The 17,997-nt window shown below is 74.5% G+C and carries 16 protein-coding genes; 7 read left to right on the top strand and 9 right to left on the bottom strand.

Annotation, left to right across the window (positions count from 1 at the left end):
• Positions 1-460: 460 nt before the first annotated feature.
• On the bottom strand, positions 461-1,321 hold the full coding sequence (locus IEY71_RS05105) for an AraC family transcriptional regulator (RefSeq protein ID WP_189084181.1): 861 nt from the start codon (positions 1,319-1,321) through the stop codon (positions 461-463).
• A gap of 62 nt (positions 1,322-1,383) precedes the next feature.
• Here IEY71_RS05105 and IEY71_RS05100 point away from each other — a divergent pair, with 62 nt between their 5' ends.
• From IEY71_RS05100 to IEY71_RS05090, 3 genes are all read left to right on the top strand, one after another.
• Positions 1,384-1,896, top strand: a complete 513-nt coding sequence (locus tag IEY71_RS05100) for a nuclear transport factor 2 family protein (protein WP_189084180.1) — start codon at positions 1,384-1,386, stop codon at positions 1,894-1,896.
• Between the two features lie 115 nt (positions 1,897-2,011).
• Positions 2,012-3,487 carry a GntR family transcriptional regulator gene (locus IEY71_RS05095; RefSeq protein ID WP_189084179.1) on the top strand — a complete coding sequence of 492 codons (1,476 nt, stop codon included), beginning with the start codon at positions 2,012-2,014 and terminating at the stop codon, positions 3,485-3,487.
• Positions 3,488-3,570: 83 nt separating this feature from the next.
• Complete coding sequence (locus IEY71_RS05090) at positions 3,571-3,801, top strand: carbon storage regulator (RefSeq protein WP_189084178.1); 231 nt, start codon at positions 3,571-3,573, stop codon at positions 3,799-3,801.
• A gap of 40 nt (positions 3,802-3,841) precedes the next feature.
• On the opposite strand, the gene IEY71_RS05085 is transcribed toward IEY71_RS05090, so the two are convergent.
• The 6 genes from IEY71_RS05085 to flgN form a co-directional block, all read right to left on the bottom strand.
• Positions 3,842-5,209 (bottom strand): glycosyltransferase, encoded by a 1,368-nt coding sequence (locus IEY71_RS05085; RefSeq protein WP_189084177.1) that lies wholly within the window; start codon positions 5,207-5,209, stop codon positions 3,842-3,844.
• Between the two features lie 35 nt (positions 5,210-5,244).
• On the bottom strand, positions 5,245-5,511 hold the full coding sequence (locus IEY71_RS05080; protein WP_189084176.1) for a hypothetical protein: 267 nt from the start codon (positions 5,509-5,511) through the stop codon (positions 5,245-5,247).
• An 86-nt stretch (positions 5,512-5,597) separates the two neighbouring features.
• A complete protein-coding gene (locus IEY71_RS05075) occupies positions 5,598-5,966 on the bottom strand; it encodes a flagellar assembly protein FliW (protein WP_189084175.1) in 369 nt (122 codons plus the stop codon).
• Positions 5,963-6,838, bottom strand: a complete 876-nt coding sequence (gene flgL / locus IEY71_RS05070) for a flagellar hook-associated protein FlgL (protein ID WP_229781531.1) — start codon at positions 6,836-6,838, stop codon at positions 5,963-5,965. The genes IEY71_RS05075 and flgL overlap by 4 nt, the downstream gene beginning before the upstream one ends.
• A gap of 6 nt (positions 6,839-6,844) precedes the next feature.
• On the bottom strand, positions 6,845-8,263 hold the full coding sequence (gene flgK, locus IEY71_RS05065) for a flagellar hook-associated protein FlgK (RefSeq protein ID WP_189084173.1): 1,419 nt from the start codon (positions 8,261-8,263) through the stop codon (positions 6,845-6,847).
• The gene (gene flgN, locus IEY71_RS05060; protein WP_189084172.1) at positions 8,263-8,745 is read right to left on the bottom strand and encodes a flagellar export chaperone FlgN; all 483 of its coding nucleotides are present in this window, start codon (positions 8,743-8,745) and stop codon (positions 8,263-8,265) included. The genes flgK and flgN overlap by 1 nt, the downstream gene beginning before the upstream one ends.
• A gap of 274 nt (positions 8,746-9,019) precedes the next feature.
• On the opposite strand from flgN, the gene IEY71_RS05055 reads away from it, so the two are divergent.
• Positions 9,020-9,751: a hypothetical protein gene (locus tag IEY71_RS05055; protein WP_189084171.1), complete on the top strand. Its 732-nt coding sequence runs from the start codon at positions 9,020-9,022 to the stop codon at positions 9,749-9,751.
• A 263-nt stretch (positions 9,752-10,014) separates the two neighbouring features.
• Positions 10,015-11,931: a Helicase associated domain protein gene (locus IEY71_RS05050; RefSeq protein ID WP_189084170.1), complete on the top strand. Its 1,917-nt coding sequence runs from the start codon at positions 10,015-10,017 to the stop codon at positions 11,929-11,931.
• Positions 11,932-11,999: 68 nt separating this feature from the next.
• Here IEY71_RS05050 and IEY71_RS05045 read toward each other — a convergent pair whose 3' ends face one another.
• Positions 12,000-13,049: a zinc-dependent alcohol dehydrogenase family protein gene (locus tag IEY71_RS05045; protein WP_189084169.1), complete on the bottom strand. Its 1,050-nt coding sequence runs from the start codon at positions 13,047-13,049 to the stop codon at positions 12,000-12,002.
• 52 nt (positions 13,050-13,101) lie between these two features.
• Positions 13,102-16,905 carry a beta strand repeat-containing protein gene (locus IEY71_RS05040; RefSeq protein WP_189084168.1) on the bottom strand — a complete coding sequence of 1,268 codons (3,804 nt, stop codon included), beginning with the start codon at positions 16,903-16,905 and terminating at the stop codon, positions 13,102-13,104.
• 142 nt (positions 16,906-17,047) lie between these two features.
• Between IEY71_RS05040 and IEY71_RS05035 the strand changes: the two genes are divergently transcribed.
• Both IEY71_RS05035 and IEY71_RS05030 read left to right on the top strand, forming a co-directional pair.
• Positions 17,048-17,485 carry a hypothetical protein gene (locus IEY71_RS05035; RefSeq protein ID WP_189084167.1) on the top strand — a complete coding sequence of 146 codons (438 nt, stop codon included), beginning with the start codon at positions 17,048-17,050 and terminating at the stop codon, positions 17,483-17,485.
• Positions 17,485-17,997: a phage tail protein gene (locus IEY71_RS05030; protein WP_189084166.1), complete on the top strand. Its 513-nt coding sequence runs from the start codon at positions 17,485-17,487 to the stop codon at positions 17,995-17,997. The genes IEY71_RS05035 and IEY71_RS05030 overlap by 1 nt, the downstream gene beginning before the upstream one ends.

Here is a 17,997-nt window from a genome sequence, read left to right as displayed (position 1 = left end):
CCGGATCCGAGGCGTAGGCGTAGGCCAGGTCCGCGGCCTGCAGTTGCAGCAGATCCGCCCCCAGGAACTGCCCCAACGCCTGGGACGGATCCCCAGGCGCGGCCTGCGCGCTCAGCGCCCCACCGCCCCCGACGACGAGCAGGGCCACGGTGCCCGCAGCAAGCCCGCGCACCACCCCCGCCCGCCCAGAACCCGACGAGACATCCCCACGCCGAACCTTCCCGAACCCGGACATGCGTGTACGCGGACGCGACATTTTCCCTCCACTGTAAGCGAAACGGTCTCCCGAACCATGCCGACATCCACCCCAGATGGGATGCCAGCTCCCGGAGAAGGAAACCAGGGGGCCGCCTGGGATGTTCTGCAGAACGGCGGCCCCCTGGTCCTGCAGTCGACCAACCCGATTCGTCGACCGCGTGGGATTTCCCGCCGCAACTCTACAAAACGGGATAACAGAAACTCAAATCGACGAGGAGCGGAACGCAGCCGGCGTCACCGCGGCATGGCGTTTGAAGAACTTCGAGAAGTTCGCGGCATCGTGGAAGCCGAGCGCCGCTGCGACGTCCCGCACCGGCGCGTCGGGCAGGTGGGCCAGCAACCGTTTCGCCTCGAGGATCACCCGCTCGTCGATCAGCTGCTTGGCCGTGCGGCCGCCATGCTCCCGCACCGCCACGGTCAGCGTCTTCGGCGTGCAGCCGAGCAGTTGCGCAGCGGACTCGACGGAGCGGCCGATGCCCCGCGGCCCGCGCTCGTCGAGGAGGCTCACGAAGCGCTCGTAGAGCGCCGCGGATCCCCGCGGCGGGTCCGCCGGCGCCGCGCCGCTGCAGAGCCGCAACAGGATCGCCTCGAGCACGTGCTCGACGGCGGCGGCGGTGCAGCGCGTCGCGCCGCGGTCGAGCTCCTCGAGCGCCTGCAGCAGCGGGACCACCTCGTCGGGGTAGCTCCCCCGGCGCCAGTGCGCGCGGCCCGCGACACCCGCGCGTCGCAGGAGTTCGACGGAGGCCGGCGTGATGACCTCGGGCCGGAAGAGCACGACCCGCCCGTCCCACTCGCTCAGCTCGCCCCACTGCTGCACCTGCCCGGCGCGCACCCAGAGCAGGTCTCCGGCTCGAAGGCGGTGCTCCACCTGATCCACCCGGTGGGTGGCGCGGCCGGCGCCGACCTCGATCAGCAGATCGAAGCTCGGGCGCTGCGGCTCGCGCAGCGCCGCGGCCGCCGCCTCGCCGTCGCGCAGCTCGGCCACCCGGACCAGCTCCACCCGCGCCGCGGACCCCGGTCGGCGGAAGCGCACGACAGGTATCCCCTCGGATCCGATTTTCACCACAAGAATCCCTTTTCTGACATCGAATCGGCGGGGCTGCCCTTCATACGCTGGTATGCAACATGAAAACTTCCAAATCCATTCGCATCGCTCTGGCATCCCTCGCCCTTCCCACCGTGCTCGCGCTCGCGGCCTGCAGCGCAGCGGCACCGGCCGCGTCCCCGGCCGAGCCGGCGAACTCATCCGGCCGCGACCTCGCCGCAGAGGAGGCGAACCGCGAGCTCGTGCTCGAGTTCTACGACCGCTTCTTCAACGAGCACGAGACGGAGGAGGCGGCCGAGGTCATCGCCGACGACTACATCCAGCACAACCCGGCCGTGCCGGACGGCAAGGAGCCCTTCGTCTCGTTCTTCACCGGCTTCTTCGCCGAGAACCCCGAGTCTCGCGCCGAGATCGTGCGGAGCGCCACCGACGGCGACCTCGTCTACCTGCACGTGCGCTCGACCGACGCTCCCGAGCAACTCGGCTCCGCCGTCGTCGACGTCTTCCGGGTCGACGACGGCATGATCGTCGAGCACTGGGACGTCATCCAGCCGGTCCCCGCCGAAGCCGCCAACGACAACACCATGTTCTGACCCCCGGCGCTCCGGGGCAGCGGCGACGCAGCCCCGGAGCGCGCTCCTCGGCGAGCCCGACCGCGCACGACGGCTCCGCCGCGTCCCGTCGATCCGCTGCCAGGAGAGTCCAACGATGGTTCTCGATCGCCTCGTCCCCCGCCCCTCCGTCGATCCGCGCCGCCCCACGGCCACGACCACGACCACGGCCGAGCCGCGCACCACCGAACTCCGTCGCGGCAGCCCCGGATTCCTCGGGGGCGCCTCCGGCCGGGGCGACGTCTCGGCCTACACCGATGCCGCCGCCTCCCGCGTCTTCCGGAAGCTGCGCGGCGACATCGTCATCGGCACGCTGCCGGGCGGCTCGCGACTCATCGAGCTCCCGATCGCGCGCGAGGCCGGGGTCAGCCGTCACGCGGTGCGGACGGCGATCCGGCGACTCGTCTCGGAGCGACTCGTCGACGAGTCATCCGCTCAGGGCTGGCGGGTGACCTCTTTCACCAGGTCCGACGCCGCCGACCTCGCCGAGGTGCAGTCGCTGCTCGACCGGGTCGCGGCCCGCCAGGCGGCGCACCGCCGAACCAGCCGGGACCTCGCGGGTTTCCGCCGCCAGATCGCCGCGGCCGAACGAGCCCTGCAGCGCGGCGACGACCTCGATCTGATCCGCATCGGCGGGCGCTTCCGGGCCGAGGTCTATGCCTCGACCGGCAACGGCCCGCTGCTCGCGCTCCACGATCTGCTCTTCAGCCGGTCGCTCCGGCTGCTCGCCTTCGCCGATGATGCGGAGCTCGACCCCGCCCGCGCACTCGCCGACTTCGACGCGGCGTTCACCGCGCGCGACGCGGATGCCGCCGAGCTGGCCGCGCGGCGCTTCAACGCCGAGCTCCGCACCGCCCGCCGCGTCTGGGCGCTCCGCCGGCTCGACGAGTCGAACGGCGGCTTCGGTCGCGAACTCGGCGACCCGACCGCCGCGCCGGGCGCCGAGCCGCACGCGGTCGAGCGCATCGCGGCCGCCCTACGCGCCGAGATCCTCAGCGGAGCGCGGGCGCCGGGCCAGCCGCTGCCGACGCGGGTCCTCGCCGAGCGGTACGGTGCCGGCCGCGCCGACGTCCGGGGCGCGATCGGCGAGCTGGCGAAGGAGGGGCTCCTCGCGCCGGGTTCGGGCCAGCTTTCCGCGCGGGTGCGCGACATCCCGGAGGCCGAGCTCAGCGGCTTCCTCGACCTCGGCAGGCTGCTCGACCGCCTCGCCGTCCGCTTCGCCGCCGAACGGCCGACGCCCGAGGCGCTCACCGGACTCGAGGAGCGGGCCCAAGACGCGGAACGACTGGCGCGACGCGGCGACGCGAGCCCCGCCGAGCTCGACGAGGCCGCGTTCGCGGTCCGCGCGCAGCTCCACGACATGTCCGGCAATCGCGTGCTGCGGGAGCTCGCCCGGGCGATCGAGCCGCGCCTGCGCGTGTTCAGCGCCCGCTCGCCGGGCACGCTCGCGTCGCTCGGCGAGCACCGGCTCGTGCTCGAGGCGGTCGCGAGCCGCGACTCCGGGCTGCTCGATCGGCGGGCGAGAGCCGACGGGGCATCCGCTCCGCTCGACCGGCCGCTGCCCGTTCGCTGATTCCGGCGCGCTCCGCGCCGGTGCCGCGCATGATGGTGGTGACGGCCGCCGGGGAGTCTGCGGCCAGGAGGAGCGAAGCAGGGATGCTGGTACTGACCCGCAAGTCGAACGAGCGCGTGCTCATCGGCGACGACATCGTCATCACGGTGCTGGAGGTGCGGGGCGACAGCTCCGTGCGACTCGGCATCGAGGCACCGCGCGACCGGCGCATCCAGCGCGAGGAGATCGTCGTCGGCGTCACCGACGCGAACCGCGAGGCCGCCGAACTCGGCGCCGGCGCCGAGTCGGAGCTGTTGCGGCTGCTCGGTCGCTGACGTCCGCACGGGAGCCCCCGAGGGGAGCGCCGCGCGACGGTCACGAGACCCGTGCCCGACCGTGCAGCTGGGCTGCGACGACCCCGCGGTCGTCGACGCTCGCGACGTGCTCGGCGGTGACGGCGACCTCGATCTGCTTGCGCGTGCCCCAGGACACGTCGCGGAAGGTCGCCATCGCGTACCAGCGCATCGCCCGGAGCACGAACCACGACCAGAGGGCCGCGAGCGGCGCGGTCAGGTACACGAGCCAGCGCTGCCCGAGCCCCTGGTCCGAGCGCCACACCGAGAGGTAGCGCGCCGAGCTCGCGAACTGCACCCCGACCGTGACGACGAGCGCCCAGCCGAACACGCCGGGGTCGAACAGCACCCCGCTCAGCAGCAGGGCCAGGAAGACCGCGGTCACCGCGATGTACATGACCCACTTGACGGCGTGCATCCAGTAGGCGGGATGGGTCATCGGCAGGTACTTGAAGCGCCACCAGGAGCGGATGAACGAGCCGCGCATCCAGCGCAGCTGCTGCTTGGTGTGGTGCCGGAGGTTCTCGGGCATGAGCGTGAAGGCGAACGCCGAGGGCTGCTGCACGGCGAAGCCCCGCTCGAGGGCGAAGAGCGTGAGGAGGCTGTCGTCGGACATGTGCACGGGGCGGCCGAAGAGGGTCTCGGTGAGGTACGTGCGCACATTCGCGCGCAGCACGTCGCCGCGGTACAGGGCGCACCCGCCGCAGTTGACCATGACGGAGCCCGCCGTCGAGAGCGCCGAACGGTCCCCCAGCTGCATGGTCACGCAGATCAGGTCCATCATGCGGGTCAGCAGGTTCGTGCCGACGTTCGTGGTGAGGATGACGGCGGCCACCGACTGGATGCGCGGGTGCACGAACGGCTTCAGGCCCTCGGCGATGGCCTCGGGGTCGAGGATGCTGTCGGAATCGACCGTGACGTAGACGTCGGCCCGCGGCTCGCGGCGCGCGCCCATCACCTGCGCCATCCGCTTGCCGCCGTTCTCGGTGCGTCGCCAGTGCGCCCGGATGCCGCGCCGGGCCGCCTCGGCGAGGAACCAGTCCCGCTGCTCGGCGTAGTCGCCGCTCGTACTGCCGTCGTCGGTCACGCAGATCGCCTGCGGCAGCCGCGACTGGTCGAAGAACGACTGCAGGCAGCGCCGCAGCGCCTCGGGGTCCTCGTTGTAGCAGGGCACGAGCACGACGATGTCGAGGCGGTCGAGCGCCGCCTGCTGCGCCGGGTCGTCGACGCGGTAGGGGCGCTCGAGCTGCGCGGCGAGGAACTGCACGCACAGCACCACGACGGAGGCGAGGTACACCGCGGTCACGATCGTGATCCCGCCGCGGAAGGCGCCCATCAGGTGAGACGCCCCGAAGCTGAAGATCACGATGCCCGCGATCCCACCGGCCACGGTGCTGACCCCGCGGAGCCGCCGCGCCCGCAGCATCAGCGCGTCGGCATCGGTCCGCTCGGCGGCGTCGGCCCGCTCGGCGCTTCACCCTCGGTCCCGCTCGCGTCCTCCTGCACCATCGCCTCGAAGGCCGCCGACTCGTCGCCCCGCACGACCGAGCGACGACGGGACATCCGGATCAGGATCACGCCGATCACCGCGGCGAGCGCCGCCACCCCGATCAGCCAGTACCACCCCGTCGCGATCCCCGTGATCGCTAGCACCCCGGCGGTCGCGCCGGTCCACGTCACCCCACTGCTCATGATCGATCCCCCCGCGGCTCACGCTAGCCCCGACGGGCGCGCAATGGAAGGATGTCCCGGCGTCGTCGGCGGGGATGCCGCGGCGCTCAGGCGGCGGCGAGCACCTCGGCGAGCGGGGCGCGGAGCGGCCAGTCGCCCCGGTCGAGGATGGTCTGCCGTGCGCGGCCGTCGGCGGCGACCACGATGGGCGCCTGCAGGTTGACGGTCGTCGGCGCCGCAGAGGGGTTCACCACGACGTAGACGGCGGGCTCGGGGTCGCCGAGCTCATCCAGGTCGATGCGGGGCACGATCGGGTGGTAGCCGGGCAGGTGCAGCGAGGCATCCAGCAGGTACAGGCGCGCGTCGCCCGACGCCGCCCGGAGGGCGAGCAGGCCCGGCGCGCCGTCGACCGCGGCGAGCTCGAAGTCCGTGTCGGCGAGCCCGAAGGGCGGGGCGAGGAAGGTCAGTCGGGTCATCGCAGGTAGTCCATCAGGGTCGGGCGCACGGCGCGGGCGGTGGCGGCGAGCGCGGCCTGGTGCGCGATCTCGCTCGTCGAGAGCTCGATGGCGGCGGTGGCCACGTCGATGTCCTCGAGCCGGCTGCGGGTCGCCTCGAGGTCGATCTTCTGCGCGAGGTTGCGGTCGACCGACTGGAGCACGGTCGCGTGCCGGGCTCCGGCCGCGGCGTGCGCGTCGAGCACGGCCGAGCGGTGCACGTCGAGCGCACTGAGCTCCCCGCCGACGGGCGTGCCGGCGCGGAGGCCGGCGGCGATGCGGTCGATGGTCGCGAACACGGAGTCCGCGCCGACGCCGAAGACGCTCGAGCCGTCGACGTCCACGCGGACGGTGGTGCCCGCGTCGACGCGGCGCTCCACGGTGCCCGCTCCGCCGGAGAACGCGTAGCTCGCATCGAACGCGGGCTGGTCGGAGGTGCCGGCGAACACCTGGCGGCCCGCGTAGCTCGAGTTCGCCTGCGCGAGCAGCAGGTCGCGCACGGCGTCGAGCTCGGCGGCGATGGCGTCCTTCTGCGTCTGCGAGAGGGCGCCGTCGTTCGCGCCCTGCAGGGTGAGGTCGCGGGCCCGGCCGAGCAGCGACGTCGTGGACTGCAGCGCGGAGTCGATCGTCGAGAGCCAGGCGTTGCCGTCCTGGATGTTGCGCGCGTACTGCAGGTTCGCGCGCTGCTCGGCGCGCACCTGCATGGCCCGCGCGGTCGCCGCGGGATCGTCAGAGGGCTTCGTGATGGCCTTGAAGTCGGTCGCGCGCTGCTGCGCCCTGGCCAACTGGGATGCCGCAAGCTGCAGGTTGCGCGCCGAGGACTGCGCGATGGACATCGTGGTGACGCGGTTCATCATGGCTTACCTCCCGACCACACCGGTGCGGGTGATCAGCACTTCGAGCATCTCGTCGATCGCGGTGAACACCCGCGCCGCCCCCTGGTAGGCGGTCTGCGCGGTGACGAGCGCGAGGTTCTCCTCGTCGAGGTCGACCGCGGACTCCGACTGCTGGCGGCCGACGGCGTCGACGAGGCCGAGCGCGGCGACCTGCGCCCGCGAGGACTCCGCGCCGGAGGCGATGCCGACCTTCCCGACGAAGGAGCCCCAGACCTCGTCCGGGGAGCCCGCGGCCCGGCCGATGCCGGCGATGCGGTCGGCGATGGTGCCGTCCTTCGCGCCGGCGCCGGGGAGGGCGGCGGCGATGCCCGACACGTCGGTCGGGATGACGCGCAGGCCGAGCGCCGCCGGCACGCCGGGGTCGAAGGCGAAGAAGTCGAGCCCGGTCGTGCCGTTCGGCGTCGCACCGGTGCGGTGCACGGCGTTGACCTGCTCGGCGAGCGCCGTCGCGACCGCGTCGTAGGAGGCCAGCGCCTCGTTCAACGGGCCGCCGGTGCCACCCGAGGCGGGTGCGAGCATGGAGAGCGCGCCGGCGAGCTCGCCGCCGTCGAGGTCGATCGCGGTCCCCGGCCGGCGCTCCCACTGCACGGAGACCGCGCCGGTGCCGCCCGGGGTCGTCGGCCCCGCGAGCACGAGCCGGTTCGCGGTCGTGCCGGTGACGATCGGGTTGCCCGCGACGAGCACGTCGACGGTGCCGTCGCCGCGGTCGTACACCTGGCCGCCGGCGATCGAGGCGAGGTCGGCGGCGACGCGGTCGCGCTCGTCGAGGAGCTCGTTGACCTGCCCGCCGGCGAGGGTGGAGCGGCGGATGGTGTCGTTCAGCTCGGCGACCCGGGCGGCGGCGTGGTTGACCTGGTCGACCATCGTCGAGGCATCCTTCCGCAGCGCCGTCCACTGCGAGGAGACCGCGCGGGATCCGTCGGCGATGCGCGCGGCGAGGGTGGCCGCCTGCTGCAGCACGACGGCGGCCGCCGCGCCGTCGCCGGCCGCGTTGCCGAGGTCCTGCCAGGAGGCCCAGAACTCCTGCATCCGTGCGGAGAGGCCGTCCTTGCCGGGCTCGCGGAGGCCGGTCTCGAGGGTCTCGAGCGCGGCCGCACGGGTCGCGTGGTACCCGGAGCTCGCGGAGGCCTCGCGGACCCCCTCGTTGAGCATCTCGTTCGCGAGGCGGGCGATGCCGGTGACCATGACGCCCTGCCCGGGGCCGGGGCGCGAGAGCGCGAGGACGCCGATCGGGCCGGCGACCGGCGAGGAGGCGAGCTCCGCGCGCTGGCGCGTGTAGCCGGGCGTCTTCACGTTCGCGATGTTCTGGCCGGCGACGTCGACGGCGGTGCGCGCGGCGTTCAGGGCGGTGTGGCTGGTGTTCAGCCCGCCGAAGGTGCTCATCAGGTCTCCTCGTCCACCAGGGTGGCTTCGACGACGTCCCGGGTGAGGCCGCGGGCGTCGTAGGTCGTGGTGCCGCGCCGGGCGGCGTGCTGGGCGACTCCGGCTGGCCGGGCGGCCTGCTTGAGCAGCTGCTCGTTCGCGTCGCGGAGCTCGCTGATCTCGCCGGTCACCTCCCGGAGGGCCGCGAGGTGGGCGAGCAGGATGTCGCGCCAGACCTCGTCGCCGACGGCGTCGGCGAGTTCCTGAAGCGTCGCCTCCGCGGGCAGCTGCAGCTCCTCGGCCACCTCGGCGGACTCGACGGCGCGCGCGAGCCCGACCTCCTTGAGGCGGGCGGTGAGGAACTCGATCTCGTGCGCGGCCCGGCCGAGCCAGCGGCGGCGGTCGGTGGCGAGCAGCAGGCGCTCCACCTCGAGCTTGTACAGCAGCACGTCGAGCAGCTCCCGCTCGCGCCAGAGCACGGCGGAGAGTTCGTGCAACGACATGCGGACCGCCTCTCCTCGATGCATCCGACTATCGGCCGTGCGCCCGCCCGCGGTAAGCGCGCTCCCCCGTTCCCTTTCGGACGTGCCCGACTTTGATCAAAGTCGGGCACGTCGGCACAAAGGCGGACCGTGCCGCGCATGTATCTCTTGCCGGGATGTCCGCACTAATGAGGACACCGCCGAACGCAGCGATTCGGCGGCCCGGCGGGTGGACCCGCACCCGCTGTACACACGATCCAGGGCCCCCGAGGGCCGAACCCGAGGAACGAGCACGATGCCAGCAGAACAGACCACGACCGCCCCGCACCCGTCGGAGGGGTGGACCGAGCGCCGCGAGCACGCCGACGGCGTCTCCTACTGGCGCCGCGGCGAACGGCACCGCGCCGTCGGTTGGGCGGTCGACCGCGCCGGCGCCCGCGAGGCGTGGCTGTTCGGCCGGCGCATCCCGACGCCCGCGCACCCCGAGGAGCTGTGCTTCGCCGGCCAGGCCGCCGACGGCGTGCTCGAGTGGCATGACGAGGCGGGCCGGGTGCGCGTGCTGCGCTGGACCACCGCCGGCGGCGTGGAGGAGACCCGCTACCTCGGCGAGACCGGCGCGCCCGAAGCGCACCCGGGCGGCTACCACCGCGTCCGCGTGCTGCGCACCGGCGAGCGCCGCTTCTACGAGGAGACCGCCGGCGGCCCCCGCCTGCACCGACTCGACGGCCCGGCCCTCGAGGACGCCGGCAGCGCGCGCCGCTCCCGCTGGCTCGAGCACGGTGCTCCCGTCGCCTCGCCCGAGGAGCTGCTGAACGCGGCGAAGCGCCGCGCGATGGCCGCCTGGAACCGGGGCGTCGACGCCCCGGCGCACGTGCTCGCGGAGGCGGATGCCGAGCGCATCGCCGCGGTCGTCGCGGCCGAGCCCGACTGCGAGCTGGCGTGGGAGCTGTCGATCGCGTTCCCGACGCCGTGGATCGCCGGGATGCGACGCGCCGGACTCGCCGAGCGTCCCCCAGTCCGGGGGTGAACCGGACGGGTCCGCCCGCGTCGCCGACCCTCTGCTCGCCCGGAATCACGCGGATCCACCGGGGGTGAGCGCGCTCCCCCGAAGCGGATTCGTCAGGGCCCCTTCCCACCTCCTTGCCCAAGCTGTGCAATGGCTGTGAGAATCGCCGCAGCGGCCGGTGTTCCGGCGTTCGGATTCGGGTTCCGAATGTCTCCGGTCGCCTCGGCGACCGCGGGGGCGGTCGCCGTGGCGTGCGCGCAGCGCCGCCGGATTCGGGGTATGGAATGGGCGACGACAGCTCGGCGCCGACGCAGCACGCGTCGGGTCCTGGCCTCGCCGTCGCGCGCCCGCGCCACGACGCACCGGCCCCGCACGGGTCGATCCCGACTCCTCGGCACGGTGCCGCCCGGCACGGCGTCGCCCTGCACGACGGCGACGGCGAGTGGGAGGCGCGCGTCGCACGGCTGCGCGAGCACCTCGCCACCACCGGGCGACCGCCGCGGGATGCCGCGAACGCCGCCGAGCCGGAGCGCGCCGTCGCCCGCTGGCTGAAGCGGCAGCGCGAGCTGCTCCGCACGGGCGCGCTGCCCGAACGCCGGCTCCGCCACCTCGACTCGGTCGTGCCCGGCTGGCGCGACCCCCGCGGCACCGACTGGCACGGCACGGCCGTCGCCGTGGGGCTGCACCTCGCCGAGACGGGCGCCTACCCCTCGCCGAGCGCGAACGACACCGCCGAGCGACGCCTCGCGACCTGGCTGCGCACACAGCGGCGGGCCGAGGCATCCGGCCGCCTGTCGCCCGAGCGGCTCGCCTGGCTGGAACTGAACCTGCCGAGCTGGCGGCGCCCCGCCGACGAGGGCTGGGACGACGCCGTCGCGGCGGTCGCCGCCTTCATCGCCGAGACGGGGCGGTTCCCGCGCGAGGCGGCCCACGGGGAGCCGTTCGAGCGGCGGCTGGCGGGCTGGCTCCGCCGGCAGCGCGAGGCCGCGGCCGACGACCGACTGGACGACGAGCGTCGTCGGGCACTGGACGACGCAGTGCCCGGCTGGCTCGACCCGGCCGCCGCGCGGTGGACCCGCACCGCGCGGCGACTCGCCGGATGGGTCGCGGCGCACGACCGCCTGCCCGCGAAGCACGCCGCCGAGCCGCTCGAGCGCCGACTCGGCGAATGGCTGGCCGGGCAGCGCCGGCTCGCGGTCGCCGGCTCGCTCTCCCCGGCGCGGGCGGCCCGACTCGACCGCTCGGTGCCGAGCTGGCGCGAGCGCCCGGATGCCGCGTGGCGCACGCGCCTCGACGAGCTCCTCGCCTTCACCGCCGCAGCCGGCCGCGCTCCGGCCCGCACCGCCGACGCCGACGACGAGGAGCGCCGCGCCGCCGCCTGGCTCGCCGAGCAGCGCACCGCCGCGCGAGCCGGCCGCCTGAGCGACGCCCGCCGCGCCCTGCTGGACGCGTCGGTCGTCGGCTGGTTCGACGACGAGCGCGAGTGGCGGCAGCAGGCCGACCGGCTCGCCCGTCGGCTCGCGCTCGGCGCCGGTGCGCCCGCGAGCCGCGCCGAGGACCCCGAGGAGCGATCGCTGGCCAGGTGGCTGCAGCGGCAGCGCGGCCTCGTCGCCGCCGGCGAGCTCGACGAGTCACGCGAGCGCTGGCTCGACCGTCAGCTCCCCGGGTGGCGGGACCACCGCTTGACGGCGTGGGGGCACACCGCGACGCGCCTCCTCGCCTTCCGCGCCGAGCACGGCCGACTGCCGGCCCGCGGCGGCGACGCGAACGCCTCGGAGCTCGAGCTCGGCGTCTGGCTGAACAACCAGCGCTCGGCGGCCCGCCGCGGCGGCCTGATCCCGGAGCGCGAGCAGTGGCTCGACGCCCGCATCCCCGAGTGGCGCGACCCGCGCCTCGCGAGCTGGCTCCGCCGCGCCGCGGAGGTCGCGGCGTACCTCTCGGAGCGCGGCCGGCTGCCCTCCGAACGGTCGACGGTCGAACGGTCCCGCCGCCTCGGCACCTGGCTGCAGACGCAGCGACGCGCGCACCGCGACGGCACCCTCGACGCCACGCGCATCGCCTGGCTGGACGCGAACACCCCGGGCTGGGCGGGCGAGGGCAGCGGTCCTCGGCCGATGCCGCCGTCGGAGCCGGCGACGCCGCAGCGGCTGACGGCCGCCCGGCGCCTGGGCGACGACGACGGCCTGCCGCGCATCGCCTGAGCGCGCGCTGCGGCCGCAACGGGCGCGACGGGCGCCTGGGCGCTACGGGCGCTACGGGCGCCCGGGCGCTACGGGCGCAGCAGCACCTTCACCGCGCGGCGCTCGTCCATCGCGGCGTACGCCTCGGCGGCCTCCTCGAGCGGCAGCTCGAGGTCGAAGACGAGCCCCGGCCGGATGGCGCCCGAGCGCACGTCGGGCAGCAGCTCCTCGATGTAGCCGCGCACCGGCGCGACGCCGCCGTTCACCCCGACGTTCGTCTCGAACAGTCGCCGCACGGGCAGCTCGGGCCCGCCGTTCGGCACGCCGACGTAGCCGACCATGCCGCCGGGGCGGGCGGAGCGGATCGCCTGATCCATCGACTCCTTCGTGCCGACGCACTCGAGCACGCGGTCGGCGCCGATCCCGCCGGTGAGCTCGCGGACCGCCTCGATGCCCGCATCGCCGCGCTCGGCGACGACGTGCGTGGCGCCGAACTCCCGGGCGAGCGCCTGCCGCTCGGGGTGCCGGCTCATCGCGATGATCGTCGTCGCGCCGAGCCGCTTCGCCGCGATCACGGCGCAGAGCCCGACCGCGCCGTCGCCGACGACCGCGACCGCGTCACCCGGGCCGACCCCGGCGGAGACGGCGGCGTGGTGCCCGGTGCCCATGACGTCCGAGAGCGTCAGCAGCCCCGGCACCTCCTCGTCGGCGACCGGCCCGGGCACGACGGCGAGCGTGCCGTCGGCGAGCGGAACCCGCACGCGCTCACCCTGCGCGCCGTCGGCGAAGCCGCCCTCGCGGTCGGCGGAGCCCCACCAGCCGCCGTGCAGACACGAGGTGGACACCCCGTTGCGGCAGTTCGCGCAGCTGCCGTCGCAGACGTAGAACGGGGCGATCACGAAGTCGCCCGGGCGCACCCGCTCGACCTGTTCGCCGACCGCCTCGGCGACGCCGACGAACTCGTGCCCGATGCGGCGCGGCTCGCGCGTCGGCGTCACGCCGCGGTACGGCCAGAGGTCCGAGCCGCAGACGCAGGCGGCGACGACCCGCACGATCGCGTCGCGGCCGGTCGAGAGCACCGGGTCGGGCACCGTCTCGACGCGGATGTCACCGGGGCCGTGGATCAGGGTGGCGCGCATGAGGGCGAGCCTACGCCCTCATGCACGCACCGGCCGCTCGCGCCGCCGCGGCTCAGGCGCCCCGGCGGCGGCGCACCGCGAGCAGCACCAGCAGGGCGAGCCCCGCGAGGATGCCTCCCGCCGCGAGCAGCATCGGCAGCAGCGTGTCGACGCCGGTCTGGCTGAGTCCGCCCGGCGCGCTGCCGGCGCCGTCGCCGGGCACCGGGACCGGCACCACGAGCTCCGTCTCGGCGGCGAGGAGGCGCGCCGAGCCATCCGCTCCGACGCCGCTCGCCGCGAACGCGTGCTCGCCGGCCGCGAGCGCCTCGGGAACGGTGACCTCCGCCGAGAAGGCGCCCGAAGCGTCGGCGACCGCCGAACCGAGCGGCGTGAGCGTCGAGTAGACGCCGAGCGCGATCGGCGCACCGGGGAGGAAGCCCTCGCCGGAGACCGTGAGCGTCTGGCCGCGCCGGAGCTCGGCGGGCACCCCGCCGAGCACGCCGTCGACCGTGGCGGGCAGCTGCGAGGGCAGGGCGACCTCGTCGGTCACGGTGAGCGAGAATCCGAGCACGTCGTCGCCGTACGCGTTCGTCGCGGTGAGCTCGATCGTCGACGCTGCGGCGTCGCCCAGCGCCGGCGTGCCGCTCAGGGTCGCGGTGCCGTCGCCGTGGTCGACGAGGGAGAGCCACGCGGGCAGGCCGCTCGCGGTGATCGCGGGGGCGGGATGCCCCGTGGCGGACACCTCGATCGTGCGCACCGCGCCGGGCAGGACCGTGACGTCGGACTGCGCCGCGAAGGCGGGCACCTCGCCGACGGCGAGCGTCGCCTCGGCGCTCGCCGTCTCGCCGGCCGCGTTCGTGAAGACGGCCCGGTACCGGGTGCCGTCGTCGGCCAGGGTGGCGGTGAGCGTCAGCGTCCCATCGTTCGCACCGGCGATCGGCTGCCAGCTGGCCCCGTCGTCGGCGGAGCGCTGCCACTGCACGCCGGGCGCCGGGAAGCCGCTCGCCGCGGCGGTGAGCTCGAGCTCGGTCCCCGCGACGACCGAGGCGTCCGCCGGGTTCTGCGTCACGACGGGGGCCTCGTTCACCGTGAGGCGGACGAGCTGCCGGTCGCTGCCGTAGGCGTTCGAGATGAGGAGCCCGACCTCGACCGTGCCGCCCGTCCCGGCCGGCGGCGTGCCGACGAGCCGCTGCGAGCCGACCGGACCGGTGAGGCCCAGCCAGGTGGGAACCATGCCGTCGAAGACGACCGCACCGGCGGCGGGGTAGCCGCCGTCGACGGTGATGGGCAGCTCGCCGGCGGTGCCGACCGTGAAGGTCGCGGTGCCCGGGCTCGTGATCGCGGGGGCGCGCCCGACGACGAGCTGGATCGTCTGGTGCAGCCCGCCGACGCTGTTCTCGACGTCGATGCGGGTCGTGTAGAAGCCCGCGTCGGCGGGGGCGGCCGTGCCGTGCAGCCGGACGCGCCCGTTGCCGAGGTCGGTGAGGGTGATGCCGCTCGGCAGCGAGGAGTTCTCGAGCGCCGTGACGGTCGGGACGGGGGCGCCCGAGAAGACGAGCGTCTCGTCGATGCTCGTCCCGGCCGCCACCGAGTAGAAGGTCGGGCCGAGATAGCTCGGGGCGGACTCGACGGTGAGCGTGAAGAACTGCATCGTCGTGCCCGTGGGGTTGCCGAGCGAGATCGTGAAGGTGTGCGTGCCGCCCGCGTTCGCCGGCGGCGTGCCGACGAGTCGCGTGCCCGAGGTGGTGTCGATCCGGAGCCAGAACGGCGCACCGCTGAGCTCCGGGACGCCCGTCGCCGCGGGGTAGCCCGGCGTGAAGGTGATCGGCACGCTCTGTTCGGTGCCGTCGGCGGTGAAGGTCGCGAAGCCGTTGCTCGTGATGGCCGGCGGGGCCGTCACCGTGACCACCATGACGCCGTCGTTGTCGCCGAAGGCGTTCGTCGCCCGCAGCGTGATGGACTGCACACCGGTCGCCGTCGGTCGGCCGCTGAGCTTCGCGGTGCCGTCGCCGGCGTCGGTCAGGGTCAGCCCGGCGGGGAGGGCACCCGTGGAGACGATGGTGTCGGCGACGTCCCCGCGGGTGCGGATCGTGACGTCGACGAGATCGCCTTGCCGCACGGTGAGATCGCTGAGCCCGTCGAAGGCCGGGGGAGCCCCGACCTCGATCGTGAGCGACTGCTCGACCGTCGCGCCGTTGTCCGCGCGCAGCACGATCGGGTAGCTGCCGCGGGCGCCCGTGGTGGGGGTGCCCGAGATGTTCGCGGCGCCGGGCGCGCCGGGCGAGAACGACAGGCCGGTGGGGAGCGGCCCCGAGACGAGGCTGATCGTCGGCGCCGGGGCGCCCGTCGCCGTCACGGGGAAGGAGACCGCGTTGCCGATCGGCGCGACGAGGGTGTCGGGGCTCGTGAAGTTCGGCACCGCGCGCACCGAGATGGCGATGGGGATGGTGACGGCGTCGAAGCTGAGGCTCGCGCCGCCGGCGCCGCCCGTCGCACCGGCGGTGAAGGTAGCGCCGGCCGTGCCCGCGCTGAGTGCGGCCGACGCCGGCGAGACGCTGGAGCCGCTGGGGCCGGCGGCCGACCAGGCGACCGTTGCCCCGTCGAACGCGGTGAGCTTCGCCGGGGCCACGGGCAGGCCCGCGGAGTCACGGCCGAACGAGGCGGTGAGCGCGGTCGAGCTGCCCGAGTCGACGGTCGAGGCCGCCGCGCTCGCGGCGAGCGTCAGGTACGGCGCGACCGTGCCGTCCGGCAGCTCCGCGAGATCGCACGGCGCGGTCGACGGACCGGCGTTGCAGCCCCACCAGTTCAGTGTGGCGGCGACGGTGCTCGAGGCATCCGCCCGGACGGCGGCCGCGCCGCCCGTGTTGCCGGCGATGCGGTTGTACTGCGCGGTGACCGGACCGTTCGCCAGCGCGACGGCGGCGCCGAAGCCCGCCGCACCCGCGACCGTGTTGCCGGTGAAGGTGTTCGCCGTGATCGTGGCCGGGCCGGAGAGCTGGCGCACCGCCCCGCCGAAGGCCGGCGATCCGTCGCTCGTCGCCACCTGGTTTCCGTTGAAGGCCGAGCCGCTGATCTCGACGGAGGCCCCGGCCGCGTCGTACGCGACGGCGCCGCCGCCGTTGTCCAGGCCGGCGGAAGCGATGACGGAGTTGCCGGTGAAGGTCGAGCCGGTGATCGTGAGCGCCTGGTCGGTCGGATCGCCGAGCGCCTGATAGAAGACCGCACCGCCCGCGCCGATGCCGGCCCAGTTCTGATCGAAGAGGGAGTCCTCGATGGTGAGGCTGCCGCCCATGACCTGCACCGCGCCGCCAGGGGCGAAGGAGCCGGCGGTCGAACGGTTGTCGCGGAAGACGGCGTCTCGGATGACGAGCTCGTCGCGGGCGGCTGCTCCGCCGTCGCCCGCGATGATCGCTCCGCCGCCGGCATCCGCGTCGCGCCCGCCTCGGAAGGTGAGCCGTTCGAGCGTCACGGAGACGCCGCCGCCCACCGCGGGGTCGACGCTCAACAGCTGCGTCGTGCCGTTGCCGATGATCGCCGCCTCGCCCGAGGCCGGGCCGGTGACCGTGATGTCGGCACCGGGCGCCGTGCCGAGCTTGAGCGCGCCGGCCGCGCCGAGCCGGTACTCGCCGGCGGGCACCGAGATCTGCTGCGCACCGCCGAGGTTGTTCGCCACGCAGAAGGCGTTGCGGAGCGTCACGGGGTCGACCGTCGTCGTGACGGTGTCGTTCCCGCAGGCGTCGTTGACGTCGCCGTCGGCGGTCGTCGTGACGGTGATCGCGTCGGCGGCGTACGCCGGGGGCGAGACGAGCAGTCCGCCCGCGAGCAGTGCTGCAATGGAGAGCGCCGCTGCGGCACTCCGGACGTGTCCAGCCCGCAAACGAAGCCCTTTCCCGATGCGCCATCCCGAGGGCGCGTTTGCACCCCAACTGGGTACGTCGGAATGCTATCGGCTGATTCGATCGGAGAGATAGTGTGGGCCAGCCGCCCAGTTCGGGGGGTTTCGGGACCTCAGGAGCGACGTGACGTCAGGACTCTCACGCCGCACCGCACTCGGCGCCGGCGCAGCTGCGCTCGGCGCTGCGGCGGTCGGCACCGCTGCGCCCGCGCAGGCGCAGCAGGCGACGCGCACGGCGGCCGCCTCGACCCCCTCGGCCGCGGACAGCGGCCTCGACCCGGCGACTCCGGTCCGCTCCCAGTTCCTCGGCCGCGAGGGCACGGCGTACGACGGCGCATCCCAGTGGTCCGCCCACCGGCTCGAGCTCGCCGTCGTCGGCGACCTCCCCGGCGACGGCGACGCGGAGCACCGCTTCGCCGTGCGGTTCACGACGGATGACGCGGCGCGCGACGGCATCTACCGGCTGACCGCGCCCGGCGAACCCGACGCGATCCTGTACCTCACCCGGGTCGGCGGCGGCGCCCCGACGCTCGAGGGCGTCGTCGATCGGAGGGCCGTCTGATGGCCGAACCGTTCCTCGGCGAGATCCGCGTCTTCGCCGGTTCTTACGCACCGGTCGGCTGGGAGCTCTGCGAAGGGCAGCTGCTCTCGATCAACAGCAACGAGGTGCTCTTCGCCGTCATCGGCACCACCTACGGCGGCGACGGGGTCACGAACTTCGCCCTGCCCGATCTGCGCGGCCGGGTGCCGGTGCACCAGGGCGCACTGCCAGGCGGCGACACCTACGTGATCGGCACGCCGGGCGGCGTCGAGCAGGTGACGCTGACCGCGAATCAGCTGCCCGCGCACACGCACGCCGCCCGCGCCACCGCGGCGCCCGACCGCACCACCCCCGGCGACGCGATCTGGTCCTCGCAGACCACGGGCGCGTACCAGGCCGCGAACCCGTCGGCGACGATGCAGGTGCAGACGGTGCAGGAGGTCGGCGGCTCGTTCCCGCACGAGAACATGCCACCGTCGCTCGCGGTGTCGTACATCATCGCCACCAGCGGCGTCTTTCCGTCCGAGGGCTGA

The organism is Agromyces mediolanus, assembly GCF_014648575.1.
In the GTDB taxonomy this organism is placed as follows: domain Bacteria; phylum Actinomycetota; class Actinomycetes; order Actinomycetales; family Microbacteriaceae; genus Agromyces; species Agromyces mediolanus.
Note: the sequence above shows the minus strand (reverse complement) of the source record. Positions and strands in the feature narration are given on the sequence as shown.

Coding starts and splice junctions, on each gene's coding strand:
- flgK (WP_189084173.1), bottom strand. CDS start 8,263: ATGAGCACCTTCGGCGGGCTGAACACCAGCCACACCGCCCTGAACGCC.
- IEY71_RS05055 (WP_189084171.1), top strand. CDS start 9,020: ATGCCAGCAGAACAGACCACGACCGCCCCGCACCCGTCGGAGGGGTGG.
- IEY71_RS05080 (WP_189084176.1), bottom strand. CDS start 5,511: ATGAGCAGTGGGGTGACGTGGACCGGCGCGACCGCCGGGGTGCTAGCG.
- IEY71_RS05100 (WP_189084180.1), top strand. CDS start 1,384: ATGAAAACTTCCAAATCCATTCGCATCGCTCTGGCATCCCTCGCCCTT.
- IEY71_RS05050 (WP_189084170.1), top strand. CDS start 10,015: ATGGGCGACGACAGCTCGGCGCCGACGCAGCACGCGTCGGGTCCTGGC.
- IEY71_RS05030 (WP_189084166.1), top strand. CDS start 17,485: ATGGCCGAACCGTTCCTCGGCGAGATCCGCGTCTTCGCCGGTTCTTAC.
- IEY71_RS05045 (WP_189084169.1), bottom strand. CDS start 13,049: ATGCGCGCCACCCTGATCCACGGCCCCGGTGACATCCGCGTCGAGACG.
- IEY71_RS05075 (WP_189084175.1), bottom strand. CDS start 5,966: ATGACCCGACTGACCTTCCTCGCCCCGCCCTTCGGGCTCGCCGACACG.
- IEY71_RS05095 (WP_189084179.1), top strand. CDS start 2,012: ATGGTTCTCGATCGCCTCGTCCCCCGCCCCTCCGTCGATCCGCGCCGC.
- IEY71_RS05090 (WP_189084178.1), top strand. CDS start 3,571: ATGCTGGTACTGACCCGCAAGTCGAACGAGCGCGTGCTCATCGGCGAC.
- flgL (WP_229781531.1), bottom strand. CDS start 6,838: ATGAACCGCGTCACCACGATGTCCATCGCGCAGTCCTCGGCGCGCAAC.
- flgN (WP_189084172.1), bottom strand. CDS start 8,745: ATGTCGTTGCACGAACTCTCCGCCGTGCTCTGGCGCGAGCGGGAGCTG.